Here is a 25736-nt window from a genome sequence, read left to right as displayed (position 1 = left end):
GAGCATGGAAAAATTCGGGAAAAGCCAGCCGGTAAAACGGGTCGAGGACGTCAGGTTCCTGACCGGCCAGGGGCGGTACATCGAGGATGCCGCCCCGGCGGATGCCTTGCGCGCCTGGGTGCTGCGCAGCCCGGTGGCGCATGGGATGATTTCTGCACTGAATGTGGAGGACGCGCGTGAAGCGGACGGTGTCCATGCGGTGATCACCCTGGCCGATCTCGAAGCCGCGGGCATCAACACCTCAATGGACGGCTCGCTGGTGACCAACCGCGACGGCACCAAGGGCGCGTCGCCCGAGCGTCCGATGCTGGCGCGCGGCCGGGTGCGCTATGTCGGGGAGCCGGTCGCCGTGGTGATTGCGGACACGCTGGATCAGGCCCGCGACGCGGGCGAGCTGATCGAACTGGATATCGACGACCTGCCGGTGAAACTGGATGTACTGCCCGGCGGTGAGCCGCTGCATGACGGGGTGCCGGACAACAAGGCGTTTGACTGGGGCATGGGCGACGAGGCCGCGACCGAAGCGGCGTTCGCAAGCGCCGCCCATACCGTTGCGCTGCAGGTCGACGACAACCGGATCATCGTCAATTCGATGGAGCCGCGCGGCTGTTTTGCTGAATGGTCCGAAGGGCGGCTGCATTTCTGCTATGGCGGGCAGGGGGTCTGGGCGATGAAGTCCCAGCTGGTTGCCAAGCTGGGGCTGGATGAAGCTGACGTGAAGGTCACCACCCCCGATGTGGGCGGCGGGTTCGGCATGAAGGCGATGCCTTACCCGGAGTATTTCGCCGTTGCACATGCCGCCCGCACGCTGGGACGGCCAGTGTTCTGGATGTCCGATCGCTCTGAGGCGATGCTGAGCGACAATGGCGGCCGCGACCTCACCTCGCTGGCGGAGCTGGCCTTTGACGAAAACCTGAAGATCACCGCTTACAGGGTCACTACCCGCTGCAACCTCGGCGCGTACAACTCCCATTTCGGCCAGCCGATCCAGACCCAGCTGTTCAGCCGGGTGCTCGCGGGCGTCTACGACATTCAGACCGCCTGGCTGCAGGTGGAGGGGATCTATACCAACACCACCCAGGTCGATGCCTACCGCGGCGCCGGGCGGCCGGAAGCGATCTATGTGCTGGAGCGGGCGATGGACCGGGCCGCGCGTGAGCTGGGCGTGGACCCGTGGGAGCTGCGGCGGCGGAACTTCATCCGGACTGACGCGTTTCCCTATGACACCGTGACCGGAGAAACCTATGATGTGGGTGATTATAGCAAAGTCCTGAGCCGCGCCGCGCAAGAGGCTGATATCGCAGGATTCGCAGCCCGCCGCGCCGAAGATGGTAAACGCGGCAAGTTACGGGGCGTCGGGCTTTGTTACTATATCGAAAGCATTTTGGGCGATCCTTCTGAAGGCGCGGAAGTGGAGTTTCTGGAGGACGGCCGGGTGCAGATCTACGTTGGCACGCAAAGCAACGGACAGGGGCATGAAACTGTCTATGCCCAGTTTCTGGCCGACCAGAGCGGTATTCCGGCAGACAAGATCGAGGTCATTCAGGGCGACAGCGACCGCATTGCCACAGGCGGCGGCACAGGCGGGTCGCGGTCGGTGACAACCCAGGCCAATGCCACGCTGGCGGCAGTGGACGCGATGATCGCCGCCTTCATCCCCTTCCTGGCGGAGGAGATGGGCGTGGAGGAGGAGGCCGTTGAATTTGATGGCGAAACCTTCCGCGCGCCGGGATCCAACCTGACCCCCACCATGCTGGAAGCGGCAGAGATGGCCCGCGCGCAAGGGCGGCTTGATCTGCAGCGTCACGCGGCGCGGGCCCGGCTGCCGGGGCGCTCGTTTCCGAACGGCGCCCATGTTGCCGAGGTCGTGATCGATCCGGAGACTGGGAATTCCGACGTGGAGCGCTACACTGTAGTCGACGATTTCGGTAATCTGATCAACCCGGTGCTGGCCGAAGGCCAGGTGCACGGCGGGGTGGCGCAGGGGCTGGGACAGGCCATGCTGGAGCGGGTTGTCTATGACGAGGACGGACAACTGCTCACGGCTTCGTTCATGGACTATGCCTTGCCGCGGGCAAGCGGCGTCCCCATGATTGGATTCACCTCCGAGCCGGTGCCTTCGACACAGAACCCGATGGGGATGAAAGGCTGCGGCGAGGCGGGCACCGTCGGCGCGCTGGCAGCGGTTGCAAACGCGGTGCAGGACGCGGTCTGGGACCGCGGCGTGCGGCAGGTGGACATGCCGTTCACCCCGCTGAGAATTTGGGAAGTGCTTAGGGATGTTTCTGACGCAGCTGAGTAAAAGGGTTCTAGGGTGGCTGGGACGGCCGCTGCGCTCGGAGCATTCCGGCGAAACCAAGCTGCGCGGGCCGCAGGCCCATGTGATCATCCTGGATGGCACCATGTCGACGCTGGAGGAGGGGCATGAAACCCACGCAGGCCAGCTGTACCGTCTGTGCCGCCAGATGGGCGGGCCGGTTTCGGTTTTCTACGAATCCGGCGTCCAGTGGAAGGGCTGGGGCAGTGCGCCTGACGTAATGATGGGGCGCGGCATCAACCGCCAGATCCGCCGCGCCTATGGCTATCTTGCATCGCGGTACCGCCCCGGTGATCAGATCTACTTGTTCGGCTACTCCCGCGGCGCCTATGCGGTGCGGTCGCTGGCCGGGGTGATCGACCGGATCGGCCTGCTGAAAGCTGAGCACGCCACCGTGCGCAACATCCGCACAGCCTACCGGCACTACCGGCTGAACGGGCGCTCCAAGACCGGCGCCGCCTTCACCAATGCGCATTGCCATGATGAGATCGAGATCGAGATGGTCGGCGTCTGGGACACCGTCAAGGCGCTGGGCCTGCGGTTGCCGCTGCTGTGGCGCTGGGCGGAAAACCGGCACAACTTCCACAACCACGAGTTGGGCCATCACGTTAAAAGCGGGTATCACGCGCTGGCGCTGGACGAGACCCGTGATGTGTTCCGGCCGGTGCTGTGGGATTGCCCCAAGGGATGGGACGGTCATGTTGAGCAGGTCTGGTTCAGCGGCGCCCACGGTGATGTCGGCGGTCAGCTGGGCGGCTATGAAGACGCCCGGCCGCTGGCCAATGTCTCTTTGATCTGGATGCTGGAAAAGGCCGAAGACCGTGGCTTGCCGCTGCCCCTGGACTGGCGGATGCGGTACCCGGTTGACCCGAACGCGCCGTCGGTCGGCACCTGGCGCGGCTGGGGCAAGATCTTCCTGCTGCGCAGCCGCCGCCGGGTCGGGCTGGATGGCAGCGAGCGGCTGCATAGCAGCGTCGATGCGGGCAAGCAGAGCGTTGCGTCTTCCGGCGGCTGGCTGGCGATGTTTTCCAAGACCTGAGAGCCGCCACGCGGCTCAGCCGGGGGCATGCATAAGTTCCGCGAATGGACCGGTTCCGCCGCCGGCTGTGCGGCTGGCGAGGGGGGAAGCGGATCAGCCTGCGGCGCGGCGCTGCTTGAGCGCGCGCTCCAAGCGCTTCAGCGACAGCGCGACGATCAGCTTATGAGCCGGCCGGACCGGGATCATGTAGGCGCGGCCGAACCAGTTGTGGGTTTTGACCGAAGATGTGACAGATACAACACCGTGTTTGCTGGTGATGCAGGTCATCACGTCCAGGTGCTGGTCCCGCACCGTCAGGGTCAGTACCGTGCCGGACACCGCTTCCACCAGGAAGAAGTCCAGCTTGTCGCCGGGCTGCACGCCCGTGCGCGGCTTGCCGGTAATGCCGCCGATGCGTTTGACACCAAAACAGGCGGATATCGCATCCCGCAGCCAGAACGCCAGTTTCAGGCCCGGCAGCGGCCGCGCGTGCATCAGGTTCCAGGCCTCCAGCGGAGTGATCTGTTCTGGCAGGACGACGGATTGAGTATCCAGGAAATCCAGCTCCGCGGCGGGGGCCAGGATTTGGATGCGGGCGGTGGCGGCCCGCGCGAAGGAGTTTGGCGGCATGGCCGGCCTTTCCGCTGCTCGTCAATTTACTGCTCTGAAGATAATCGGAGAATTGCGGCCGGCAAGGCGGGGGGCTGCATTCCCGTAGCTTTGTTCACGCGATCTGCATCACGATGCAGGTCGTGGAGCCGGTCGCATAGAGGCGGCCGTCTTCGACCCCGCGCAGCTCACCGTGCGCCACGCCTGTAGAGCGGCCCGCATGGTCGATAGTGCCGGTGCAGTCGATCTGCGTGCCCAGCGGGATGGGGCGCAGAATGTTGATCTTGTATTCCAGCGTTGTGTAGACCGAGCCCAGCGGCACCTTGGTCATAACGGCGCAGGCCATGGCGCTGTCCAGAAGCGTGCCGTACCATCCGCCATGCACAGTTCCCATCGGGTTGGTGACATGGAACTCCGGCGTGCCGCGGAACACGACCTGGCCTTCCTCCACGCTGTGCAGGTGATAACCCAGCGTCTCGGCGATCGGCGGGCCGGGCAGGCGGCCGTCCAGAATGCCCCGCATGAAATCGAGGCCGGAAATCCGGGAGATTTGCTCGATCGTCAGCAGGTCGGAAGGCTGTTTGGCATAGAACATAGCGCGCGGGTCCTTGGCAGGGGTGTCCCCTGCATTAGAAACCGCGCGCCATGGCCCGCAAGGCTTACGCCACGTTCTCCAGCGCTACCTTGGGGGTCACACCCAGGGCAAAGCAGACGTCGCGGGTCAATTCCGGGCGGTTCAGCGTGTAAAAATGCAGTTTGTCCACGCCGCCTTCCAGCAGGTCGGAACACAGCTCGGTGCAAAGCGCGGTGGCCAGCAGCTCTTCGCGGCCGTCGCGCAGCGCCTTGTCGAACGCCTTCTCGACCCATTCCGGGATGACGGTGCCGCAGCGCTTGGCGAAATTGCGCGCGCCTTTCCAGTTCTCGATCGGCAGAATGCCCGGTGTCAGTTTGCTGCCGTCGATACCCGCCTTTTCGCAGGCGTCGCGGAACCGGAAAAAAGTGTCCGCCTCAAAGAAGAACTGAGTCAAAGCCTCATCGGCGCCGGCATCCAGCTTGCGCTTCAGCCACTCCACATTTGCGGCCTGGCTGGCGGCCTCCGGGTGGCAGTCCGGGTAGGCGCCAACGCGGATCGTGAAGCCGCCGCGCGCGGCCAGCCCCTTGATCAGCTCCACCGAGTCGGCAAAGCCTTCGGGATGCGGGGTGAACTTGCCTTCGTCTTTAGGCGGGTCGCCGCGCAGGGCGACGATCTCGGTCACACCAGCCTCGGCAAACTGGTTCGCGATCTCCAGTGTTTCTGCCTTGGAAGCATTCACGCAAGTCAGATGCGCCGCCACATTCAGGCCGGAGGAGTTGTGCAGGGTCGCTACTGCATCGCGGGTCAGGGTGCGCGTTGTGCCGCCTGCGCCATAGGTCACAGAAACAAAGCGCGGGTCCATCGGGGCGAGAACCTGCACGGTGTCCCAAAGCCGGAAGGAGGCTTCGAGATTTTTCGGCGGGAAGAATTCAAAGGAAATCTTGGGCGTCGTCATCTCAGGTCTCTCGCTAGGTTTATGTCTGCTCTTGTTGCACGCGCAGCATTGTGAGACAATTTCATAATACTCAAGATTAACATGAGCGATCTGATAGGATGCATATCGAATTCCGCCATCTCCGCACCATCAAGGCCATCCATGAGGCCGGCGGTCTGGCCCGGGCTGCCGAGCAGCTGAACATCACCCAAAGCGCGCTGAGCCATCAGGTAAAGGGACTGGAGGACCAGGCCGGTGTGGAGCTGTTCATCCGCCGCTCTAAGCCGATGAAACTGTCCCCGGCGGGCCTGCGGCTGCTGCGGCTGGCAGAGCAGGTGTTGCCGCAAGTTGAGGCAGCGCAAGCAGAATTTTCATCTCTGCGCGATGGTAATACAGGCCGGATGCATATCGCGATCGAATGTCACGCCTGTTTTGAATGGCTGTTCCCGGTGCTGGAGGGGTTCCGCAAGAACTGGGGCGACGTGGATGTCGACATCCGGCCCGGCCTGGCTTTTGACGCGCTGCCCGCGCTGCAAAAGGAGGAGGTGGATCTGGTGGTCTCCTCCGACCCGGAGGACATCAATGGCGTCGAGTTTATCGAATTGTTTGATTACAATGCTGTGTTTGTTGCCTCCGCCCAGCATCCGCTGGCGGACAAGCCTTTTATCGAGGCAGAGGATTTCACCGGCCAGAACCTCATCACCTATCCGGTGGAGAAGACCCGGCTGGATGTGTTCAGCCAGCTGCTGATCCCGGCCGGGGTGGAGCCGGCCTCGATCCGCCAGGTGGAGCTGACGGCGGTGATCCTGCTGCTGGTCGCCTCCAACCGCGGGGTGTCGGTGCTGCCGGACTGGGTGGTGCGGGAGGTGAAATACTCCTCAGACTACGTGACCCGGCCGCTGACGAAGTCCGGCATTACCCGCAGCCTGTATGCTGCGATCCGGACCGAGGACCGTGAGAAACCCTACATGCAAGAGCTGATCCGGCTGGCCAAGGTGGAGGCGCGCAAGCTGCAGCTTCAATAGAGGCCGCACCCAGGCAAGGCGCGGAGCGGCCTGCGCGGTTCCGGCGCCTGTGCCCGCTCCGCGCGGTTGCTCAATCCGGCAGGTGCCGGCGCGCGGCTCAGACCAGTTTGACGATCTGCTTGCCGGTATTGCCGCCCTGCATCATCGACAGAAAGGTCTTGGGCGCGTTCTCCAGCCCTTCGGCGATGTCTTCCAGATACTTGATGTCTCCGCTGGCGATCTTCGGGGCCACCTCCTGCAGGAACGCCGCATAGCGGTCGTAGTGGTTGAAGATGATAAAGCCATTGACCGACAGGAACTTGGTCAGCACCGAGCGCCAGATCGCAGGCGCGGTCAGATCCGTCTCAGCACTGTTGTACCAGGCGATCATGCCGCAGACCGGGATACGGCCGAAGTTATTCATCAAAGGCAGCACCGCCTCCAGCACCTTGCCGCCGACATTTTCGTAATAGATGTCGATGCCGTCCGGGCATTCCGCCGCCAGGGCCTCGCTCAGCGCTTCGGCGCTGTTATAGGCGCGGTGGTCGAGGCAGGCGTCAAAGCCGAAGGTCTCCACCGCCAGCTTGCACTTGTCCGCACCGCCCGCGATGCCGACCACGCGCAGGCCTTTCTGCTTGGCCAGCTGGCCGACCATCGAGCCGACCGGGCCGGTCGCGGCGGCAACCACCAGGGTTTCACCCGCTTGCGGGCGGCCATAGGCGTCCAAGCCATGCCAGGCGGTAAACCCCGGCATGCCGAGAGCGCCAAGCGCGGTGGTGAGCGGCGCCATATCCGGGTCCAGCTTGCGGATGTCGGGGGCCTGTGCGCAGGCGTGGCTGGCCCAGCCGAAGGCGCCGAGGGCAAAGTCGCCCGGGGCAAAGTCCGGGCTGTTGGAGGCAATCACTTCCCCTACGCCGCCTGCGGTCATGGTCTCGCCGATCTCGACCGGCGGGGCATAGGACTTGCCTGCATTCATGCGCCCGCGCATGTAGGGGTCCAGCGACATATAGTGAACCTTCACAAGCACTTCGCCATCACCGGGTTGAGGCATGTCCACGCTTTCCAAGCGGAAGTTCTCTTCGCTGGCCTGGCCTTCGGGGCGGCTGGCCAGCACGATACGCTGCATTTGGTCGGGCATGAGAGCTCTCCTTCGATTATTTGCAGCCGAGACTGGGCCTCGCCGGGGCGGAATTCAACCGCTTACCGGGCCGTGACCGGGCGTCAGAGCCGATACCCTCTTTCCGGTAAAGCCCCTTGGCAATTGGGGGCAGGGGGCGTATAGGCACGGTTTGACCCGGCATCTCCCCGACGTGACAGGATTCTGCAGACATGATTGGCAGCGCAAACCTCAATGTGATGATCAAAGCCGCCCGCAAGGCCGGCCGTTCCCTGGTGAAAGACTTCCGCGAGGTGGAAAACCTGCAGGTGTCGATGAAAGGCGCAGGTGATTTTGTCTCCAAGGCCGACATCGCCGCCGAGAAGATCATCAAGGAAGAGCTGCGCAATGCCCGCCCGACCTATGGCTGGATCGCGGAAGAGGGCGGCGAGATCGAGGGGGAAGACCCGACCCGCCGCTGGATCGTCGATCCGCTGGACGGCACCACCAACTTCCTGCACGGGCTGCCGCACTGGGCGATCTCCATTGCGCTGGAACACAAGGGCAAGATCGTTGCGGGCGTGGTTTATGACGCTGCCAAGGATGAGATGTTCTTTGCCGAGAAGGGTGCGGGCGCCTGGATGAACGACACCCGGATCCGCGTGTCGGGCCGCCACCGGATGATCGAGTCCATCTTCGCCACCGGCGTGCCGTTCGGCGGCCGCGCCGACCTGCCGCTGACGCTGCAGGATCTGGCCCGCCTGATGCCCGCCTGCGCTGGTGTGCGCCGTTGGGGCTCCGCGGCGCTGGATATGGCCTATGTGGCGGCCGGCCGCTACGAAGGCTTCTGGGAGCGCCGCCTGAACCCGTGGGACCTGGCGGCAGGCATCATCATCGTGAAGGAGGCCGGCGGCCTGGCCGAAGCGATCGACCCGGAGGCAGGCATCGTCGACAGCGGTTCCGTCGTCTGCTCGAACGAGCCGATCTTCGAGAACTTCGCCAAGGTGATCCGCGGCTGAACCGGCCTGAGAAAATGAGATTTTGAAACGCGGCCTCTGTGCCGCGTTTTTTATTGTTGCGGAGGATATTTGTCTACGATGAGGGCTGTGCCCGCCCATGGGGGCGGACGGGCGCTGCCTGGCCTATCGGCCAGGCGTAAGAGTTATTGATCCGACGGATGGTTCACCCCGTCGTTCCAGGGGATCTCGCCATAGGTCTCGGCGTGCGTGCGCGGGTTGGCGCCCTCGATACAGCCCAGGTTCACACCGCATTCCTTGGGGTCGGAGCGGCGCTGGTGGTGGGTATAGATGCCGCAGGTCTTGCAGAAGTAGTGTTTGGCCGTGTGGGTGCCCCAGGTGTAGAGGCTGAGGTTTTCCTCCCCTTTCAGCACCTTCAGGCTGGCGGTCAGGGCGGTGACGGCAGCCGCCCCGCGGCGGCGGCAGAAGGAACAGTCACAGCGCGCGGCGGAGGCGAGGCCTTCAGGGAACTCCGCCTCGATCTCAACAGCGCCGCAGTGGCAGGTGGCTTTCAGGTGTGTCACGTTAGGTTCCTTTGATTGGTGGAGTCTGAGCAACTGCGTCAATAATTCCCCGCAAAATTCTCCAGTGCAGCTCTACCGTTTCCCTACCCCGATGCCCGTCGGGGGAGCGGCCTGCGAGTTAACCAGTCACCTGTTCCCATGGTCCTGCAGGCCGCTTTTGTCCTTTACGTCAGTCACTAAAAGCACGGCGCTGCTGGGGGGCTTCACTTCCCCCAAGGCCCCGGATTGCGCTTCTTGCGCGGCAGCTTGGGGATGCGGCTGGCGGAGTATTCATACTCGTTTTCCGGATGCGGCGGGGTGCCATGTGTCCGGTTCCAGAACGCCGGGCCGCCGCGGCGCAGCCACAGGGGCAGGCACAGGATCAGCCCGACAGCAAATCCTCCGGCATGGGCCCAATATGCCACGCCGCCCTGGTCGGGATCCGCGCCGAGGCCGCCGAGGAACTGCATCGCCAGCCACACCCCCAGCATTACAAAGGCGGGGATCGAGAAGATGCGGAAAAAGACAATCAGTATCAGCAGGATATCGACGCGGGCCTTGGGAAACATCAGCAGGTAGCCGCCCATGATGCCGGCAATCGCACCGGACGCCCCCACGGTGGGCACCATGGAGCCGGGCGCCGACATCACATGGATCAGCCCGGCGCCAATGCCGCTGGCGAGGTAGAACAGGAGGAAGGGGATATGCCCCATCTCATCCTCCAGGTTGTCGCCGAAGATCCACAGGAACAGCATGTTGCCGCCCAGGTGCATCAACCCTGCATGAATGAAGAGAGAGGTGATGAGCGTCTCAAACCCGTAACCGCGGCTGATCTCGGCCGGCACCACCGCGTAGGCGTCATAGAAATAGGCAAGCGCCAGGGGCGAGGCGTAGCTGGCCGAGTAATAGAAATAGGCCAGAATATTCGCCGCCATCAGCGCATAGACGACATATGGCCTGCGGCCGGACGGGTTGTGGTCGCGGATCGGAAACATGGGGGAACGCTGGGCCGGAAAGGGCCCAGCGTCAAGTGCTTAGCGCCGGTAGTTCAGGCGTTGCCGCCCAACAGCGCCGCGTTGCCGCCCGAGGCGGTGGTGTCGACGCAGACGTGGCGCTCTGCCAGGACGCGGGCGCGGTCGGGCTTGCCGGGGATCAGCGGGATGATCGGGCCGTCGCGCTTGGCAAGGCATTGCTCAATGTCGCGCCCTGTTTTCTCATCGCCCCACCACAGCACGCCGGAGATGCCTTCGATGGTTTCCAGCTGGTTCAGCCCGAGAAGGCCATGCGCCTCAATCGCGGTGCCGCCGAGGCTGATCACCTGTTTTGCCTGTTCCGCGGCGGCCTCCGGCCCCGGGCCCATGCACAGAAGCGGCGGGCGGGCCGAGACCGTCAGGCGGTTCGATTCACCGGTTGGGCCAGGCAGGGAGGTGGTCATCGGTTGCGCGGGAACGCCGCTTGCCCCGGGAAGCCCGGCAGCTTCTGTCTCCCACTCGTCGTGGACCTGCTGCCGGTCCGGCGCGCAGAAGCGGTTGAGGTAGAACGGGCCGCCTGCCTTGGGGCCGGTGCCGGACAGGCCCTCGCCGCCAAAGGGCTGGCTGCCGACAATCGCGCCGATCTGGTTGCGGTTCACGTAGATGTTGCCCGCATGCACCCGGTCGCAGACATGCTGCACCCGGTCGTCGATGCGGGTGTGCAGCCCGAAAGTAAGCCCGTAACCGGTTGCGTTTATGTCGGAAATCACCTGGTCCAGTTCGTGCGACTTGAACCGCGCCACATGCAGGACGGGGCCAAAGATCTCCTCCTCCAGCGCGCTGATGCCGGGCACCTCGATCATAGTGGGCGCCACAAAGGTGCCGCCCTGCGGCGCCATCAGCTCCTTCATGACCCGGCCTTCAGCCCGGGCCTGGTCGATGTGGGCCAGGATGCCTGCGCGGGCGCCTTCGTCGATGACGGGGCCGCTGTCGGTGGACAGGTGCCAGGGATCGTCCAGTTTCAGGCAGTCCATCGCGCCCTTCAGCATCTTCAGCACGGTGTCGGCAATGTCGTCCTGCAGGTACAGGCAGCGCAGTGCCGAGCAGCGCTGGCCCGCGGATTGGAAGGCGCTTTCGATCACCGCCTGCACCGCCTGTTCCGGCAGCGCGGTGGAGTCGACGATCATCGCATTGAGGCCGCCGGTCTCCGCGATCAGCGGCGAGCCCGGCTGCAGGTTGTCGGCCATCGCCTTGCGGATGCGCAACGCGGTGGCGGTGGAGCCGGTGAAGGCAACGCCGTTCACGCGCGGGTCAGAGGTGATGGCCGCCCCGACCACGCTGCCGCGGCCCGGCACCAGCTGCAGGGCGCTGCGCGGCACCCCGGCCTCGTGCATCAGCTGCACGGCGCGGTGGGCGATCAGCGGCGTCTGGTCTGCAGGCTTGGCCAGCACCGCGTTGCCCGCGGCCAGCGCGGCTGAGACCTGGCCGGTGAAGATCGCCAGCGGGAAGTTCCACGGCGAAATGCAGGAAAAGATGCCCGCGGGCGGCGCGTCGGGAATGCGCGCCGCGTAGTAGCGCAGGAAATCCACCGCTTCGCGCAACTCCGCCACGGCATCGGGAATGGTCTTGCCGGCCTCGCGGGCAAGGATGGCGAACAGCTCGCCAAAGTTCTCCTCATAGAGATCCGCGGCCTTGTTCAGGATGGCAGCGCGCTCTGCTGCCGGAGCATCCCAAGGGTCGGCCACGGCCAGCGCCAGTTCGATATCCTCGGGGCTGCATTGGCTGACGGTGCCGGCGACACTCAGGTCGGTCGGGCTGGTCACGTCTTTTGCGGCCTCCGGCTGGGCATCGCCGGCCAGCAGCGGCCCGGCATGCCACTGGTGGCTGCGCCAAGGCGCGCGGGCTTCTTCGATCTTCGCCAGCGTCGGCGCGTGGCCCAGATCGAAACCCTTGGAGTTCGGCCGCTCCGGCGCGTAGAGCTCCGGCCCGGTCGGGATCTTGCGGGTAATGTCTTCAACCGCGGCGAACGGGTCGGCGGCGACGACCTCCGGCGGCACGTTTTCGTCCACGATCTGGTTCACAAAGGAGCTGTTGGCGCCGTTTTCCAGCAGACGCCGCACCAGGTAGGCCAGCAGGTCGCGGTGCGCGCCGACGGGCGCGTAGATCCGGCAATTGGTCTTGTTCTGCTCCAGCACCATCTGGTGCAGGGTCTCGCCCATCCCATGCAGGCGCTGGAATTCGTAAAGACCCTTATCCATGCCATCCGCCATATGCAGAATAGCGGCGACCGTATGAGCGTTATGGGTAGCGAACTGCGGGTAGATCCGGTCTGTCAGCCCCAGCAATTTGCGGGCGTTGGAGATATAGGAAACGTCGGTAAGCGGTTTGGAGGTGAACACCGGGAAGCCGTCGACACCCTCGACCTGCGCCTGCTTGATTTCGGTATCCCAATAGGCGCCCTTCACCAGCCGCACCATGAAGCGGCGGTTGTACTTTTCCGCCATCTCATGCAGCGCGTCGATGGCCAGGCCGGTGCGGGGCCCGTAGGCCTGCACCACCACGCCAAATCCGTCCCAGCCCGCCAGAGCCGGGTCGGAAACCACGGCGTCGATCACTTCCAGCGACAGCGACAGCCGGTCGGCTTCCTCGGCATCGACATTGAGGCCCATCTTGGCCGCCTTGGCCAGCAGCGCCAGCGCCTTCAGGCGCGGCACCAGATGCTCCATCACGCTGGCGTCCTGCGCCAGCTCATAGCGCGGGTGCAGCGCCGACAGTTTCACCGAGATGCCGGGGTTCTTGCGGATGTCGTCGCTATTGCAGGCGGCAGCAATCGCCGAAATCGCCTTGGAATAGGACAGGTGATAGCGCGACGCGTCGGCCTCGGTGCGGGCGGCTTCGCCCAGCATGTCATAGGAATAGGTGTAGCCCTTGGCTTCCATCCCGGCGGCGCGGTTCATCGCGCTTTCGATGGTTTCGCCCAGCACGAACTGGCGGCCCATTTCCTTCATCGCGCGGCTGACTGCGGTGCGGATCACCGGCTCGCCCAGGCGTTTGATGGCACCGCGCAGGGCACCGATGGGGCTGCGCTCCTCGTCCAGCACCTTGCCGGTCAGCATCAGCGCCCAAGTGGAGGCGTTGACCAGCGAGGAGGTGGATTTGCCCAGGTGCTTGCCCCAGTCGGAAGGCGCGATCTTATCTTCGATCAGCGCGTCGATGGTGTCGGCGTCCGGCACCCGCAGCAGTGCCTCGGCAAGGCACATCAGGGCGATGCCTTCCTCGGTCGACAGGCCGTACTCAGCGAGGAAAACCTCCATCATCCCAGGCGCCGAATGGCCGCGGATGTCGCGCACCAGGGCGGCGGCATTTGAACAGATACGGGCGCGGTCGGCCTCGGAGAGGGCGGCTTGGGCAATCAGCTGGTCGCGCATGGCGGTCTGATCGGCATAAGTGCCGGCATCGATCCGGTAACGCAGCTTGGGTTGGGTGGTCATGCAGGGAACTCCACAGAAAACATGCAGGGCTTTTGCTTAGATTACACGCTTTTCCGCGGGACAATCGCCCGAAAATGTGACACAAGCAGGTCGAATGGATGAAAAAATGAGAATTTGAGGTTCAAATGGCCTTCTCCGACATCGACAGGTTCGACCGCGCGATTCTGAATGTGCTGGCGGAGGACGGACGGATCTCCATCGCTGATCTTGCCCGCCGGATCGGCCTGTCGAAAACTCCGACCCAAACCCGGCTGCGGCGGCTGGAGGCGGAGGGGATCATCACCGGCTACCGTGCGCTGGTCGATCCGATCCGCCTGGGGCTGGACCACGTCGCCTTTGTCGAGGTTAAGCTGGACGACACCCGGCAGGCGGCTCTGGCCAAATTCAACGCCGCGGTATCCAAGCTGCCGGAGATTGAACAGGCCTACATGATGGCCTCGCATTTCGACTACCTGCTGAAAGTGCGCACCCGCTCGATGACCGACTACCGGGCGGTGCTGGGGGAAAAGATATCCTCGCTGCCGCATGTCTCCTCGACCTCCACTTATGTCGCGATGGAGGCGGTGAAGGAGGACGGAGCGCTGGGGCCGCTATAGGGCGTTGCGGATGCAGCGCGCGCACAGTTGACTTGAACGAAACCGTAATTGTGCCAGCATAAGGGCATGTCCTGTTCTGTGTTCCGCGCCCCGCATTTTCCGGTCTGTTTTGTCTTGGTGGCTGCCGCCGTGCCGCTGATTTCGCAGGCTGCCGCGGCGGATTGCCCCTCCGCGCCTGACCACAGCACTCCGCTTGAAGCGCTGCTGAGCGAGGTGCAGGAGGCTGACAGCGAGGCGCAGGCCCGCGAGATCGCCAACCGGATGTGGGAGTTTTGGGCCGATGCTCCGGATGAGCGCGCGCAAGAGATCCTGAACCGCGGCATGACCCGGCGCTCGTCTTTTGATTTCCTAGGCGCGCTGGAGGATTTCGACCAACTGATTGACTATTGCCCGGAGTATGCGGAGGGCTACAACCAGCGCGCCTTTGTGCATTACCTGCGCCGGGATTTTGCCGCGGCGCTGCGGGATCTTGACCGGGCGCTGGAGCTTTCGCCGCGCCATGTCGCGGCGATGAGCGGGCGGGCGTTGTCGCTTTACGGCTTGTCCCGGATGGAGGAGGCGCGGGAGGCGCTGGCCGCGGCGCTGGCGCTGAATCCCTGGCTGCCGGAGCGCTATTTGGCCGATCCGGGCGGGCCGCTGGCGCCGCCGGGGGCAGGTGACGTTGAATTGTAGTTGCACACGGAACCCAGAAAATTCCCGGCAACCGCCGAAAAGCGATTGTCCGCCTGAAATCAGGAGGCTAGACCTGCTGTTGTGGCAGCGCATCAGATGCTGCACGCGGACGTGGTGGAATGGTAGACACCGGAGACTTAAAATCTCCTGGCCTTATGGCCGTGCGGGTTCGAGTCCCGCCGTCCGCACCATTGTTTTCTCAGCAGCAAATGCCCCTAGAGCACCAGCCGCGGCTGGATCCGGCTTTGGCTCCAGAGCAATCGAAACATGGCGCGATCACGTAAAGATTGCATTGCTGTAACGGTAGTTTTGTGCAAGATGTCGGTTGAAATGTGAAAGATCTTTAACACATGGCGCTGATACACGAAAAAATCTCCGCGCTGCTCGCGGACATGAACCTGTCCAACCGCCAAGCAGCGCTGAAATGCGGCATTCCCTATGGCACTTTCAACAGTGCGCTCAAAAATGAGCGCGAGATCGGCTGGAGCACCCTTGATGCACTGGCGCGCGGGCTTGGGGTGTCGTTTCATTACTTTGCATCTGAGACGACGGCGCTGGAGCTGTTGCCGGAACGCCAGGCAGGCGGGCACAGCAGCAAGGCATTTGACATCCTGAACGCGCAGATGCAGGCCGCTGCCCGCACCCGGCAGTATTGCGGCACGGACGTCTCGTTGCAGGATTTCTTGGACTGGTGGTTTTCCAACAGCGGGCGGCTGGAAGGCTTTGACCAGCTGCAGCACGCGGTGGACATGTTCGATCCGCCGGATCCGGAGAAGAACCGCATCCAGCCGATCCAGTCCGGAGCCCACAGCCTCGCCTCCATCTGCTTTGAGGTGTCCAGCAGCGGTCAGCTTCGGGACACGCTGAACGGCTTCAGCGACAAGGTTAACGCCGATCTGGTGATGGCCCACAGCGAGGCGATCAACCGCGGCGAGCCGGTCATCACCCACCCGTCGCTAGACGTAAAGCTGCTGAACGGCCGCCGCTTTACCCGGCAGTACCGGCGGGTTCTCGCGCCGGTCTACTTGCCGGACGGCAAGCTGCTGGTGGCCAATTTCTCACAGGATATCAAATTCGGCTAGGTCGCTTTGCAGCATGTGCTCCATTTCCAGCCGGGAGGAGCCGACAAACCATTCGGTGCTGCTGCGCACTTCCGGTTCCGGGGCGCGCCATTTCTGCGCGCGGGGAATCGCCCGGCTGAAGCCATAGACCAGATCCAGCCGCGCTTGCATGTGGCGGTCTGGAATGAAGGCATAGATCCAGTCCACGTCCCATTTCTGGATCGCCAGAATCTGGAAGGTCCGCATGAATGGCGCCAGCCGCTCCGCCCGCTTTCCGCGGCGACCGGGAAGGAAATTCAGCTCGCCGATATAGGCCAGCCGCCCGCTGACTTCACGCGCCAGCGGCTCAGCGACGCTTTCGACACCACCGCCTGCCGCATTGGGAAACTGGTGGCGGGACGTGCGCAGCAGGAATTCCGCCAGAGTTTCGCGGCCCAGGTCCTGCAGCATCGCCGCTGCGCCGCCGATATAGGTGCCATTCTCCTTCAGAAACAGCCAAAAGGCCGAATTCTCGGTGTGGTCGGCGCGCTCAATTGCAAAACCCGGCATCTGGAACTGGCGGCCTGACAGGGCAGCGGTTGCGGGCACTTTCTCGAAATCGGTGAACATTTCGATCTGAAGGCCAGCCTGCGAAAGCGTATGCAAGTAGCCTGAAAGTGTTTTTCCCATATCGAGCGAATTCATTAAGGTCCCCCGTTATTTAATTTTTCCCTCCCAATAGCCTGAAACTCCCGTTGGCGCCGCCAAAGAGTGAGAGTTGCATAAAATCTTAAACATTTTTTCAGAAAATTGACCGGTTTTCGAGTCCCATTAATGCAGCTTTCGGGTGCATCCGGTTTTTACGGCTGCACCCAAGAAAAAACTGCTTTGAAACAGGTTTGACGAGGCGCTGCGGGGCGCGCCCGGCAACGTCCGGTCACAGCTGCCGGACGGCCCTATGCTGATTGCTGAACCGGAAGCCCGGCTTCTTTCCATCCTTCCAATCCGCCTTCAATGAGAGCGGCGTCATAGCCCATTTGGCAGAGCGTATGCGCGGCCAGCGCTGCTCGGGCGCCGGACGCACAGAGCACATAGACTTTCGCTTCGTCACGCTGGGTGGTGAGTGCGGACTCGGCGCCGCCGCTGTCCGGATCGGCTTTGGATTCCAGCAGGCCGCGGGGGACGTGGAGACTGCCGGATACGGTGCCCTCCTGCTGCAGCTCATTGGCTTCGCGCACATCCAGGATCAGGCCGCCCGTACCGGCCGCGGCATGTGCTTCATGGGGGCTGGCCTTGCTGATCTGCGCCCGGGCGGATTCGATCATCTCTTTCACGCTGAGTGCCATTGGTCTCACCTCAGAATTTGTTGACGGGGATTTTCAGGTAGTGATTGCCGTCGCTTTCTGCCTTGGCAAAGCGGCCGCCGCGCAGGTTCACCTGCAGTGCTGCCAGCATCCGGTCCGGAAGGGCGAGCGTCTCGTCGCGCTCCTCGCGCTGCGCGATCCAGTCTTCCTTCCGGGTGCCCGCCTTCACGTGCGGATTGTGCTCCAGGTGCTCGTCCACGGTGGCTTCCCAAGCCGGGGTGTCCCGGTCATCGGTGCCGTAGTCATGGCCGATGAAGAGCCGGGTTTTTTCCGGCAGGGACAGTATAGCTTGGATCGAATGCCACAACTCTTCCGCCGACCCGCCCGGGAAATCCGCCCGCGCAGTGCCAACGTCGACGTGCATCAGCGTGTCGTGCACAAAGGCCGCGTCGCCGCAGACATAGGTGACCGAGCCCAGCGTGTGCCCGGGCGACAGCATTACCCGTATCTGCAGATTGCCTAGCTCCAAAGTATCTCCATCCGCCAGCAGGCGGTCAAAGTCACGCCCCGGATCGAACGCGTCCGGCATGTGGTAGTAATCGCGCCACAGCTCAGCGATGTCGCGCACCTTTTCACCGATGGCCGTTGGCGCTGCCGTGCGCTCTTTCAGCCGGGCCGAGGCCATCAGATGGTCGGCGTGCGGATGGGTGTCTAAAATCCAGGCGGGCTCCAGCCCTTCATTCTCGACCACGCGCATCACGTGGTCGATGCTGTCCTGCGTGGTGCGGGCGCTCTGCGTGTCGAAATCCCAGACCACGTCGATCAGCGCTGCTTTCCGTGTTTGCGGATCCGCACAGATGTATTGCACTGACCCGGTTTCCGGCTCGTACAGGCCCCAGACTTCGGGGCTGTTGCCATCGCCTGCGGGGGAATGCCGGACGATGCGGTCCCCTTGGGTGTAATCCTTTGCCATAAGTTGCCCTCCGTTACGCATACGCTTTGCCGAAGGCCGCAGGATTTGGATCCGCGGCGTTATCAGCTTAACGCTTGGATAGAGGACCGGTTCCAGCACATGCCGGGCGCCGCTGCGGAGATGGGTGTGAAACGTGCTTCAAAAAAACGGCCCGGGAGCAAAGTGCTCGCGGGCCGTTTCCATTTCTTACTGCAAAATCCGCTCAGCCGCGGCCGCGGTAGGGGGGCACGCCCTGGTCCGGGATCCAGACGCCTTCGGGCATCGGGCCGGTCTGCCAGAATACGTCGATCGGAATGCCGCCGCGCGGATACCAGTAGCCGCCGATGCGAAGCCACTGCGGCTCCAGGAAGTCCGCCAGGCGGCGGGCGATGGAGACGGTGCAATCCTCGTGGAAGGCGCCGTGGTTGCGGAAGGATGTGAGGAAGAGCTTCAGTGACTTGCTCTCCACCAGCCATTCGCCGGGCACATAGTCAATCACCAGATGCGCAAAATCCGGCTGCCCGGTCATCGGGCAGAGCGAGGTGAACTCCGGCGCGGTGAAACGCACGTTGTAGGCCACATCGGCCTGCGGGTTCTGGACACGCTCCAGTTCCGCCTCTTCCGGGCTTTGGGGCACAATGGTGTCGCCGCCCAGCTGTTTCAGGTTGCTGTAGATGCTGTCGGACATATCAGGTTCCTTGTCTTCAGACGCCGCGCTTGTTGCCCCAGACCAGCACATGAAGCTGGGGCAGGACGCGGGGGGTGAACCAGCCGTCGCCGGTCACTTTTTCGATGAGCCACAGCAGCCGGTCCGTGGCCTGCTGCAAGTCGACCGGCAGGTCCGGGTCAACCTCAGGGTTGCCGGGCTGCAGGTACAGCGGCAGCTCGGGGTGGCGTTCGGCGGCGGCCTTGGCCCAGGCGTAATCCTTGTCGTCAAAGATCACGATCTTCATCACCGCCTGGCCGCAGCCCTCGGCCGCTTCAAGGCAGCGGTCGAAGGCCTTCCAGTCCACCGTTTCGCCGCTTGAGGGCGGCTTGGGGCTCAGCACCAGCGTGTCGAGATCGGCAAACCAGGGCTTGCTGACCGATCCTTGGGTCTCGCAGGCAAAACGGTAGCCTTCCGCCTTGCCGTAGGCGATCACCGGGGCGAAGTCCTGGATCGCCGGGTTGCCGCCGGAAATGGAGACGGTCAGCGGTTTGCCGCCCGACAGGCGGCGCACCTCGGCCATGACCTGTTCCGGCGCCATCACCGCCCAGTCATGCCGGTAGGCGCTGTCGACCGCATGCATACTGTCGCACCAGGAGCAGCGGTAGTCGCAGCCGCCTGCGCGTACAAACACCGTTGGTTCCCCGATCAGGGCGCCTTCGCCCTGGATCGTGGGGCCGAAGATTTCCGCGATGCGCAGGGTCACGGCCGGTACTCCGCCCAGGTTTTCGGGGTCTCCGAGACTTTCACGGCGGCGACTTCCGGCCACCGCTCATGGCACCAGTCATAGAAGTGCTTGGCCATGTTTTCCGCCGTCGAATGCCCCTCCAGCACGTCGTTCAGGTGCCGGTGGTCGAAGGTTTCGTCGATATAGTCCTTCAGCGGCTTCAGCTCGTGATAGTCGCGCACGAACCCGTCGCTGTTCAGCTCATTGGCCGCCAGTTCCACCACCACGACATAGTTGTGGCCGTGCAGCCGGGCGCATTGGTGGTCCGTAGGCAGGTGGGTCAGCTGATGCGAGGCGGAGAAATGGAACTCCTTGGTGATCCGGAACATCAGGCGCCGTCCTTGGAGGCAATCGCCGCCTTCCAGAAATCGGGGTCGGCGTATTCCGTCGGATCCTCAACGCCTGCCAGATGGAAGGCCTCGCGCCGTTCCACGCAGGTGCCGCAGCGGCCGCAATGCTTCTCCCCGCCCTTGTAGCAGGACCAGGTTTCGGCAAAGGGGGTGTTATGCTTGGCGCCGGCGGTAACGATGTCGCCCTTGGTCCGATGCACAAACGGGGTGTAGAGCTGCACGTTGGCGTAGCCGTCGAGTGCTGCGCGCTGCATGGCATCAAACGCTTCGGTGAATGCCGGGCGGCAGTCCGGATAGATGAAGTGGTCGCCGCCATGCACCGCCGTGGCCACGGCGTCGTCGCCGTTTGCAGCGGCAATTCCATAGGCGATGGTGAGCATGATAGCGTTGCGGTTCGGCACCACGGTGACCTTCATGGTCTCTTCCTCGTAGTGGCCGTCCGGCACGTCGATGTCATCGGTCAGAGCAGAGCCCGAAAGCGCGGCACCGATGCCCCGCATGTCGATGATGTCATGCGGCACGCCCAGCCGTTTGGCTGCGGCGGCGACATAGTGGAGTTCCTTCTTGTGGCGCTGGCCGTAATCGAAGGAAACAAGACGGGTCAGCTGATGTTCCTCAGCGACCATATGGGCAAGCGAAACGGAATCCAGCCCGCCCGAGCAGATAACGATAGTTTTCATTTTTGAACCCTTGTTTTGGTGACCGGGTAGGCTGCGACCGGTGCCGCGCGTTTAGCAGCAAGCGGGTAATGGTGCAAGGTACGGGCGTATTGCGAACATTCGGCAGGACTTGTAGGGAAAAGTTGAAAATTCAAAGCTGGTGAGCGCATGAAAAGGGCGGCGACCGTCCGCGGGCGGAAGCGAAGCGCCCGCCCATGGGGGCGGACGGGCGCTGCCCGGCGTGCCGCCGGGCGGAACTTTCTAAATTGGCGGCAGCTCCCCCTCCAGCCACTCCAGGAACGCCCGCGACGCCGGGGTGCTGGCATGGCTTGGCGGCGGCATCAGAAAATAGTTCTCAAGCAGCTCTGCCGAATGACCGCTGGCGCGGACCAGCTGCCCGCTCTCCAAGAGCCCGCCCGCCAGCGTGTCATGCGACATCGCCATGCCCGCGCCATTCACCGCAGCCGTCATGGCAATCACGTAGGTGGAAGCCAGGTTGATCTCGTGATTGCGGTCAAATGGCAGATCCTGTGACTTGAACCACGCCCCCCAAGAGCCTGTGACGCCCGCACAATCCAGCAGCGTCGCAGTGCTGAAATCAACCTCACCGCCTTGATAGCCCGGCGCGCAGACCGGGTAGAACCGGTCGCGGGTCAGCCGCACCGCCGCCGCCGACATGTCATTGGGGCGGCCGAACCGGATTTCCGTTCCGGCAGAGGCGGCATGCCGCTCCGGGTCCCAGATCGGGGTCACGATGTTCAGCACCAGCCAAGGGAAACGCGCATACAGCCGCGGCAGGCGCGGTGACAGCCAGAATACTGAGAATGCCATATTGCATTGCAGGACCAGATGCCGCCCCTGGTCGCCGCCGGTAAAGGCCTGAGTGCCCGCCGCGATCAGGTCAAAGGCTTCCCGCACAATCGGCATGTAGTTGGCGCCGGCCTCCGACAGCTCCAGCGCGCGGGTTTTGCGGATGAACAGCTCCCGGCCCAGAAAGTTCTCAAGACTGCGCACATGCTGGCTGATTGCGGATTGCGTCAGGTTCAGCTCCGCTGCGGCACGGGTGAAGGACAGGTGCCGGGCGCTGGCCTCAAAGGCGCGCAGCCAGGTGAGCGGGGGCAGGGAAGGTGATGGCGAAACGGGCGAAGACATGGATGCGCGACCTATGCATTAGTTCAATTAATGCATAGCGGTTGAATCAATCGTTTGTCAGCAGGGAATGCGGCTGGCACCACTAGGTAAACCGGCTTTGGAGGTGCAGATGAACAAGCAAACAGCGGTGAACCCGAACCTCACCCATTGGCAGGAACGCGTCGACATGGCCGCAGCCTTCCGCTGGACCGAGCGGCTGAACATGCATGAGGCAGTGGCGAACCACTTCAGCCTTGCCGTGAATGAGGACGGCAGCCAGTTCCTGATGAACCCGAACCAGGTGCATTTCGCGCGCGTGAAGGCCTCGGATCTGCTGCTGCTTGACGCAAATGACCCCAAGACAATGGAGCGCCCCGACGCGCCGGACCCCACCGCCTGGGGGCTGCACGGCTCGATCCACCGGCTCTGCCCGCACGCGCGCTGTGTGATGCATGTGCATTCGATCCACGCAACCGTCCTGGCCTGCCTCGCCGACAGCACCCTGCCGCCGATCGACCAGAACACCGCCACCTTCTACAACCGCTATGTGGTTGACGGAGATTTCGGCGGTCTGGCGTTTGAGGGCGAGGGCGCGCGCTGCGCCTCGATGCTGACCGATCCCAAGGTCAAAACCATGATCATGGGCAACCACGGCATGCTGGTGATCGGCGACAGCGTCGCGGACACCTTCAACCGCCTTTACTATTTCGAGCGCGCCGCGGAGACCTACATCCGCGCCCTGCAAACCGGCCAGAAGCTGCGGGTGCTGAGCGACGAGATCGCCGAGAAAACCGCGCAGGAACTGGAGGACTACCCGGATCAGGCAGAACGCCACCTGGCGGAACTGAAGGCGATCCTCGACGACGAAGGTTCCAACTACGCAACCTGAGACACCAGGCAGGAGGCAGCCCGATGCACGGCACAATCCCCGACCGCGAAGCTGAGCGCTGGCACTACCGCCCCAAGGGGCCGGTGCCGCTCAACCCTTTGTTCAGCTGGCCGCCGCGGCCCGCGGCGGTGCTTGCCTGGTACCGCGGCGCCTGGCTGGAGATTACAGCGCTGACGGTTTGCTTCCTGCTGGCGCTTGCCATCTATGCCTGGCTGCTGCCGCCGCTGGCTGACATGGCCGAGTTCCGGCCTGGCTGGATGCTGCAGGTCTGGCTCGCCAACCTGCTGCCGCAGGCTGCGGTGGCCGGGGGGCTCCACTGGTGGCTCTACATGCGCAAGGGCCAGGGGATGCAGAAGAAGTTCGACAAGCGCGACCTGTCCCGCGGCAACGGCACCTTCACTTTCAAAAACCAGGTGCTGGACAACATCTGGTGGACTCTCGGCAGCGCCATCACGGTGGCCACGGTCTATCAATGGGGCATCTACTGGCTGATGGCCAACGGCTGGGTGCCGGTTGTGACATTTGCAGAAGCGCCGGTCTGGTGCGTGCTCTGGATGCTGCTGATCCCGATGTGGTCCGGCCTGCATTTCTACTGGGTGCACCGGCTGGAGCATCATCCGCGGCTCTACAAACACGTCCACGCGGTGCACCATCGCAACGTAAACACTGGTCCGTGGTCGGGGATTTCCAACCACTGGTATGAAAACCTGCTCTACTTCACCACCTATTTCATCCACCTGATCGTGCCCTCGCATCCGCTGCACCTCGCGTTTCATGCGATGTTCCAGCAGATCAGCCCTGTGTTGTCCCATTCCGGCTTCGAGCGGGTGATTGCGGGGGGAACAGAGGCCGCCAAGGCCGGCGATTTCTTCCACCAGCTGCATCACCGGTATTTCGAGTGCAACTACGGCACTTCGGAAATTCCCTTCGACAAATGGTTCGGCACCTATCACGACGGCTCAGCCGCAGCGACGGACAGGACCCGCGCCTTCAAGAAACAAATGTATACCCGCTAGGATTGCTTCAGGCGCAAACTGATCAGGATCAAGGCGTATATATTCGCGAATCCATATGCCTGTGCGCAAGACAGTCGAAGGCATAGGAGAAAGCCCATGTTGCGCCTTGCATCCATCCTCTATTCACTGATCGGCAGCAGCCTGGCAGGCGTTGGCGTGATCGCGGTTCTGGCGGCAGGAATGGTCTCGGTTCAGGCGATTCTCGCTGCGGCAGCGGCAGGAGCGGTTGCGGGGCTGCCGGTCGCCTGGCTGGTCGCCAAGCAGCTCTATGCCCGCGGCGCCTAGGCGTTGAGGAATACCCGAGCGGCGGCCTCAAACTCCCGCGGTTTCTCGGCGTGCAGCCAATGGCCCGCGCCGGGCAGCTTGGCAAACCGGGCAGAGGGGAAGCGCGCGCGGATTTCATCCCGGTGCTCCGGCAGCACGTAATCCGACTCGGACCCCGACAGAAACAGCGCAGGCCCTTGCCAGGACGCCTCTGTCTGGGGGAAGGACATGATACTGGGCATCTGATCCGCCAGCGTATCGAGGTTCAGCTTCCAGCGCTTGTTCGGCAGGTCCAGCGACTGGGTGAAAAAGCTCTGCAGCGCCGGCTCCACCCCGGCCTCCGCCAGCTGCGCTGCGGCCTCGGGGCGGCGCTCGATTGTTTCGAGGCTGACCGAGCGCATGGCGTCAATGAACTGGATCTGGGTGTGGCCGTAGGCGACGGGCGCAATGTCGGCGACCACCAGCCGGCGCACCGCTTCGGGGTGGTTCAATGCCAGCATCATCGCAGCCTTGCCGCCCATGGAATGGCCGATCACATCCATCTGCCCGCCATGCGCCGCGATAACTTCGGCCAGATCCTCTGCCAGCTCCGGGTAGGTGTGGCTGTCCGTGCGCGGGCTGTCGCCGTGGTTGCGCATGTCCACGGCCACCACCAGCCGCTCATCCGACAGGCGTTTGGCGATGACGCCCCAGTTACGGGCCGAGCCGTAAAGACCGTGGGCAATCAGAAGCGGCGGTTGTCCGGTGGCGGAGCCATGAGTGATCGTGTTCAGCATGCCGCCTTGATAGCCGGGCAGGCGGAGGCTTGCCAGCCCCATTGAGACGGACGCCGCCGCAGGCTAGGGTGGCGGCAATAGGCAGTTGAGGGAGAGTGCCGGAATGGCCGCCAGCCTGGACCAGGATATCGAAGAGATCCGCATGTTGCTGAAGGAGCGCGAGCATGCCTCCGGCGACCTCGCCGCCGCGCTGAAACGCGTCCGCCGCCGCCTGCCGCGCCGGATCTACAAGCAGGGCATGAAAATTGCCGATGCCCTGCCGGCGCTGGAACATCCCAAGCTGCGGCAGACCGTGGACGAAAAACCGCTGCGCGGCGCCGCCCGCGAGGTTAAGGCGCATCTCAAGGAAATCGACATTGCCGACCGGCGCAAGGGCTTCTGGCTGGGCATCCTTGGCAATATCGCGTTCTCCATTCTGGTGGTGCTGATCCTGCTGATCGTGGTCCTGCGCTGGCGCGGCCTGATCTGATTTCCCGCGTTACGTTGCCGCCGTACCCAGTGCTTTGAGCGCACTTCAAATCCGGCGGAAGCTGCGTTCCGCAGAAACCGGGCCGCCGCAGATTGGCATATCCGGAAGGCGCCCCGCCGAGCGCGAAATCCGGGATCTGGCCACTTGCTGCCGAGGCGGCAGAACGCTGCTGTTTGCGCGGACGCTTATTGGCTGACAACTTCGGTGTGCCGGGCGGGGGAAGCTGCCGGGGATAGCACCTCGAGGAAGACCAGCGTGACGGTGACGAAGCTGAAATGCAGCAGCAGGTGCCAAGACCCCATCTTGGCGTTGCTCTCCCACTCGCCGCTGACCTGCCCGTTATACAACCAGGTCCTGGTGCCTGTACCTGCATTCTCGGCCGCCACGGAAAAATGTTAAAAAAACACCGCCAGCCCTCACTCCGGTTGCGAGATTCAGCCGCGAACTTTCGGAATTCGCTGATCGCCAGAGGCAGGCGCTTGCGCATCCAGTCGCCCAAACTGCGCTTCCGCCGCCGGGTTCGTTTCAATCTGACGCGTCCCATACGGGGGGTGAATCGAACGGTCCGTGGTCTGAAAAAAAGCCGGAATTCGAGGCCAGACACTCCCGCCCCTTTCCGGCCTGCCTGAGGCCGTCCCGAAAGCGTTGGGCA

At 63.5% G+C, this 25736-nt stretch carries 28 protein-coding genes and 1 tRNA gene; 12 read left to right on the top strand and 17 right to left on the bottom strand.

What is annotated here, in order from left to right:
* The first annotated feature begins 4 nt into the window (after nt 1-4).
* Both AC4HIX_RS07350 and AC4HIX_RS07345 read left to right on the top strand, forming a co-directional pair.
* Nucleotides 5-2302, top strand: a complete 2298-nt coding sequence (locus tag AC4HIX_RS07350; RefSeq protein ID WP_490398495.1) for a xanthine dehydrogenase family protein molybdopterin-binding subunit — start codon at nt 5-7, stop codon at nt 2300-2302.
* Nucleotides 2280-3356: a T6SS phospholipase effector Tle1-like catalytic domain-containing protein gene (locus AC4HIX_RS07345; protein ID WP_490398494.1), complete on the top strand. Its 1077-nt coding sequence runs from the start codon at nt 2280-2282 to the stop codon at nt 3354-3356. Before AC4HIX_RS07350 ends, AC4HIX_RS07345 begins: the two co-directional genes overlap by 23 nt.
* Nucleotides 3357-3449: 93 nt before the next feature.
* Here the strand turns inward: AC4HIX_RS07345 and AC4HIX_RS07340 are convergent, their stop codons facing one another.
* From AC4HIX_RS07340 to metF, 3 genes are all read right to left on the bottom strand, one after another.
* Nucleotides 3450-3965, bottom strand: coding sequence for a DUF2867 domain-containing protein (locus AC4HIX_RS07340; RefSeq protein WP_490398493.1), 516 nt, complete (start codon nt 3963-3965; stop codon nt 3450-3452).
* Between the two features lie 94 nt (nt 3966-4059).
* A complete protein-coding gene (locus tag AC4HIX_RS07335; RefSeq protein ID WP_475051173.1) occupies nt 4060-4539 on the bottom strand; it encodes a PaaI family thioesterase in 480 nt (159 codons plus the stop codon).
* Nucleotides 4540-4603: 64 nt separating this feature from the next.
* Nucleotides 4604-5473 carry a methylenetetrahydrofolate reductase [NAD(P)H] gene (gene metF / locus AC4HIX_RS07330; protein ID WP_490398492.1) on the bottom strand — a complete coding sequence of 290 codons (870 nt, stop codon included), beginning with the start codon at nt 5471-5473 and terminating at the stop codon, nt 4604-4606.
* A 98-nt stretch (nt 5474-5571) separates the two neighbouring features.
* On the opposite strand from metF, the gene AC4HIX_RS07325 reads away from it, so the two are divergent.
* Nucleotides 5572-6477, top strand: a complete 906-nt coding sequence (locus tag AC4HIX_RS07325; RefSeq protein ID WP_490398491.1) for a LysR family transcriptional regulator — start codon at nt 5572-5574, stop codon at nt 6475-6477.
* Between the two features lie 97 nt (nt 6478-6574).
* On the opposite strand, the gene AC4HIX_RS07320 is transcribed toward AC4HIX_RS07325, so the two are convergent.
* The gene (locus AC4HIX_RS07320; RefSeq protein ID WP_490398490.1) at nt 6575-7594 is read right to left on the bottom strand and encodes an NADP-dependent oxidoreductase; all 1020 of its coding nucleotides are present in this window, start codon (nt 7592-7594) and stop codon (nt 6575-6577) included.
* Between the two features lie 191 nt (nt 7595-7785).
* Between AC4HIX_RS07320 and AC4HIX_RS07315 the strand changes: the two genes are divergently transcribed.
* Entirely contained in the window at nt 7786-8571 is a 786-nt protein-coding gene (locus AC4HIX_RS07315) for an inositol monophosphatase family protein (RefSeq protein WP_490398489.1), read from the top strand.
* Between the two features lie 143 nt (nt 8572-8714).
* Here AC4HIX_RS07315 and AC4HIX_RS07310 read toward each other — a convergent pair whose 3' ends face one another.
* The 3 genes from AC4HIX_RS07310 to putA all read right to left on the bottom strand — a co-directional run bounded on the left by AC4HIX_RS07310 (nt 8715) and on the right by putA (nt 13533).
* Nucleotides 8715-9092 carry a GFA family protein gene (locus AC4HIX_RS07310; RefSeq protein WP_490398488.1) on the bottom strand — a complete coding sequence of 126 codons (378 nt, stop codon included), beginning with the start codon at nt 9090-9092 and terminating at the stop codon, nt 8715-8717.
* 203 nt (nt 9093-9295) lie between these two features.
* Nucleotides 9296-10066 (bottom strand): rhomboid family intramembrane serine protease, encoded by a 771-nt coding sequence (locus AC4HIX_RS07305; protein ID WP_490398487.1) that lies wholly within the window; start codon nt 10064-10066, stop codon nt 9296-9298.
* 53 nt (nt 10067-10119) lie between these two features.
* Nucleotides 10120-13533 (bottom strand): bifunctional proline dehydrogenase/L-glutamate gamma-semialdehyde dehydrogenase PutA, encoded by a 3414-nt coding sequence (gene putA, locus AC4HIX_RS07300; protein ID WP_490398486.1) that lies wholly within the window; start codon nt 13531-13533, stop codon nt 10120-10122.
* A 125-nt stretch (nt 13534-13658) separates the two neighbouring features.
* Between putA and AC4HIX_RS07295 the strand changes: the two genes are divergently transcribed.
* The 4 genes from AC4HIX_RS07295 to AC4HIX_RS07280 all read left to right on the top strand — a co-directional run bounded on the left by AC4HIX_RS07295 (nt 13659) and on the right by AC4HIX_RS07280 (nt 15883).
* The gene (locus AC4HIX_RS07295) at nt 13659-14129 is read left to right on the top strand and encodes an Lrp/AsnC family transcriptional regulator (protein WP_475051186.1); all 471 of its coding nucleotides are present in this window, start codon (nt 13659-13661) and stop codon (nt 14127-14129) included.
* Nucleotides 14130-14195: 66 nt separating this feature from the next.
* Entirely contained in the window at nt 14196-14801 is a 606-nt protein-coding gene (locus tag AC4HIX_RS07290; RefSeq protein ID WP_490398485.1) for a tetratricopeptide repeat protein, read from the top strand.
* Between the two features lie 105 nt (nt 14802-14906).
* Nucleotides 14907-14992: transfer RNA gene (locus tag AC4HIX_RS07285), tRNA-Leu, on the top strand.
* 159 nt (nt 14993-15151) lie between these two features.
* Nucleotides 15152-15883 (top strand): helix-turn-helix domain-containing protein, encoded by a 732-nt coding sequence (locus AC4HIX_RS07280; protein WP_490398484.1) that lies wholly within the window; start codon nt 15152-15154, stop codon nt 15881-15883.
* Here the strand turns inward: AC4HIX_RS07280 and AC4HIX_RS07275 are convergent.
* From AC4HIX_RS07275 to AC4HIX_RS07240, 8 genes are all read right to left on the bottom strand, one after another.
* Nucleotides 15860-16546, bottom strand: coding sequence for a hypothetical protein (locus AC4HIX_RS07275; RefSeq protein ID WP_475051304.1), 687 nt, complete (start codon nt 16544-16546; stop codon nt 15860-15862). The genes AC4HIX_RS07280 and AC4HIX_RS07275 overlap by 24 nt on opposite strands.
* A 251-nt stretch (nt 16547-16797) precedes the next feature.
* Nucleotides 16798-17187 carry a rhodanese-like domain-containing protein gene (locus AC4HIX_RS07270; protein ID WP_490398483.1) on the bottom strand — a complete coding sequence of 130 codons (390 nt, stop codon included), beginning with the start codon at nt 17185-17187 and terminating at the stop codon, nt 16798-16800.
* A gap of 10 nt (nt 17188-17197) precedes the next feature.
* Nucleotides 17198-18118 carry an MBL fold metallo-hydrolase gene (locus AC4HIX_RS07265; protein WP_490398482.1) on the bottom strand — a complete coding sequence of 307 codons (921 nt, stop codon included), beginning with the start codon at nt 18116-18118 and terminating at the stop codon, nt 17198-17200.
* A 202-nt stretch (nt 18119-18320) separates the two neighbouring features.
* On the bottom strand, nt 18321-18785 hold the full coding sequence (queF, locus tag AC4HIX_RS07260; RefSeq protein WP_490398481.1) for a preQ(1) synthase: 465 nt from the start codon (nt 18783-18785) through the stop codon (nt 18321-18323).
* 16 nt (nt 18786-18801) lie between these two features.
* Nucleotides 18802-19509 (bottom strand): 7-carboxy-7-deazaguanine synthase QueE, encoded by a 708-nt coding sequence (gene queE / locus AC4HIX_RS07255; protein WP_490398480.1) that lies wholly within the window; start codon nt 19507-19509, stop codon nt 18802-18804.
* Nucleotides 19506-19859 carry a 6-carboxytetrahydropterin synthase QueD gene (gene queD / locus AC4HIX_RS07250; RefSeq protein WP_490398479.1) on the bottom strand — a complete coding sequence of 118 codons (354 nt, stop codon included), beginning with the start codon at nt 19857-19859 and terminating at the stop codon, nt 19506-19508. Before queD ends, queE begins: the two co-directional genes overlap by 4 nt.
* Nucleotides 19859-20560, bottom strand: coding sequence for a 7-cyano-7-deazaguanine synthase QueC (gene queC / locus AC4HIX_RS07245; protein WP_490398478.1), 702 nt, complete (start codon nt 20558-20560; stop codon nt 19859-19861). The genes queD and queC overlap by 1 nt, the downstream gene beginning before the upstream one ends.
* A gap of 240 nt (nt 20561-20800) precedes the next feature.
* The gene (locus AC4HIX_RS07240) at nt 20801-21691 is read right to left on the bottom strand and encodes a LysR family transcriptional regulator (RefSeq protein WP_490398477.1); all 891 of its coding nucleotides are present in this window, start codon (nt 21689-21691) and stop codon (nt 20801-20803) included.
* A 109-nt stretch (nt 21692-21800) separates the two neighbouring features.
* Between AC4HIX_RS07240 and AC4HIX_RS07235 the strand changes: the two genes are divergently transcribed.
* From AC4HIX_RS07235 to AC4HIX_RS07225, 3 genes are all read left to right on the top strand, one after another.
* Entirely contained in the window at nt 21801-22559 is a 759-nt protein-coding gene (locus AC4HIX_RS07235; protein WP_490398476.1) for a class II aldolase and adducin N-terminal domain-containing protein, read from the top strand.
* A 23-nt stretch (nt 22560-22582) separates the two neighbouring features.
* Nucleotides 22583-23575, top strand: a complete 993-nt coding sequence (locus AC4HIX_RS07230; protein ID WP_490398475.1) for a sterol desaturase family protein — start codon at nt 22583-22585, stop codon at nt 23573-23575.
* Nucleotides 23576-23671: 96 nt separating this feature from the next.
* Entirely contained in the window at nt 23672-23860 is a 189-nt protein-coding gene (locus AC4HIX_RS07225; protein ID WP_490398474.1) for a hypothetical protein, read from the top strand.
* Here AC4HIX_RS07225 and AC4HIX_RS07220 read toward each other — a convergent pair.
* A complete protein-coding gene (locus tag AC4HIX_RS07220) occupies nt 23857-24657 on the bottom strand; it encodes an alpha/beta fold hydrolase (RefSeq protein WP_475051318.1) in 801 nt (266 codons plus the stop codon). The two genes, AC4HIX_RS07225 and AC4HIX_RS07220, sit on opposite strands and share 4 nt — an antisense overlap.
* A 61-nt stretch (nt 24658-24718) precedes the next feature.
* Here AC4HIX_RS07220 and AC4HIX_RS07215 point away from each other — a divergent pair, with 61 nt between their 5' ends.
* On the top strand, nt 24719-25084 hold the full coding sequence (locus tag AC4HIX_RS07215) for a hypothetical protein (RefSeq protein WP_475051319.1): 366 nt from the start codon (nt 24719-24721) through the stop codon (nt 25082-25084).
* Between the two features lie 185 nt (nt 25085-25269).
* Here the strand turns inward: AC4HIX_RS07215 and AC4HIX_RS07210 are convergent, their stop codons facing one another.
* Nucleotides 25270-25470, bottom strand: a complete 201-nt coding sequence (locus AC4HIX_RS07210; RefSeq protein WP_490398473.1) for a hypothetical protein — start codon at nt 25468-25470, stop codon at nt 25270-25272.
* Nucleotides 25471-25736 lie beyond the last annotated feature (266 nt).

This window comes from Leisingera sp., from assembly GCF_982940295.1.
Note: the sequence above shows the minus strand (reverse complement) of the source record. Positions and strands in the feature narration are given on the sequence as shown.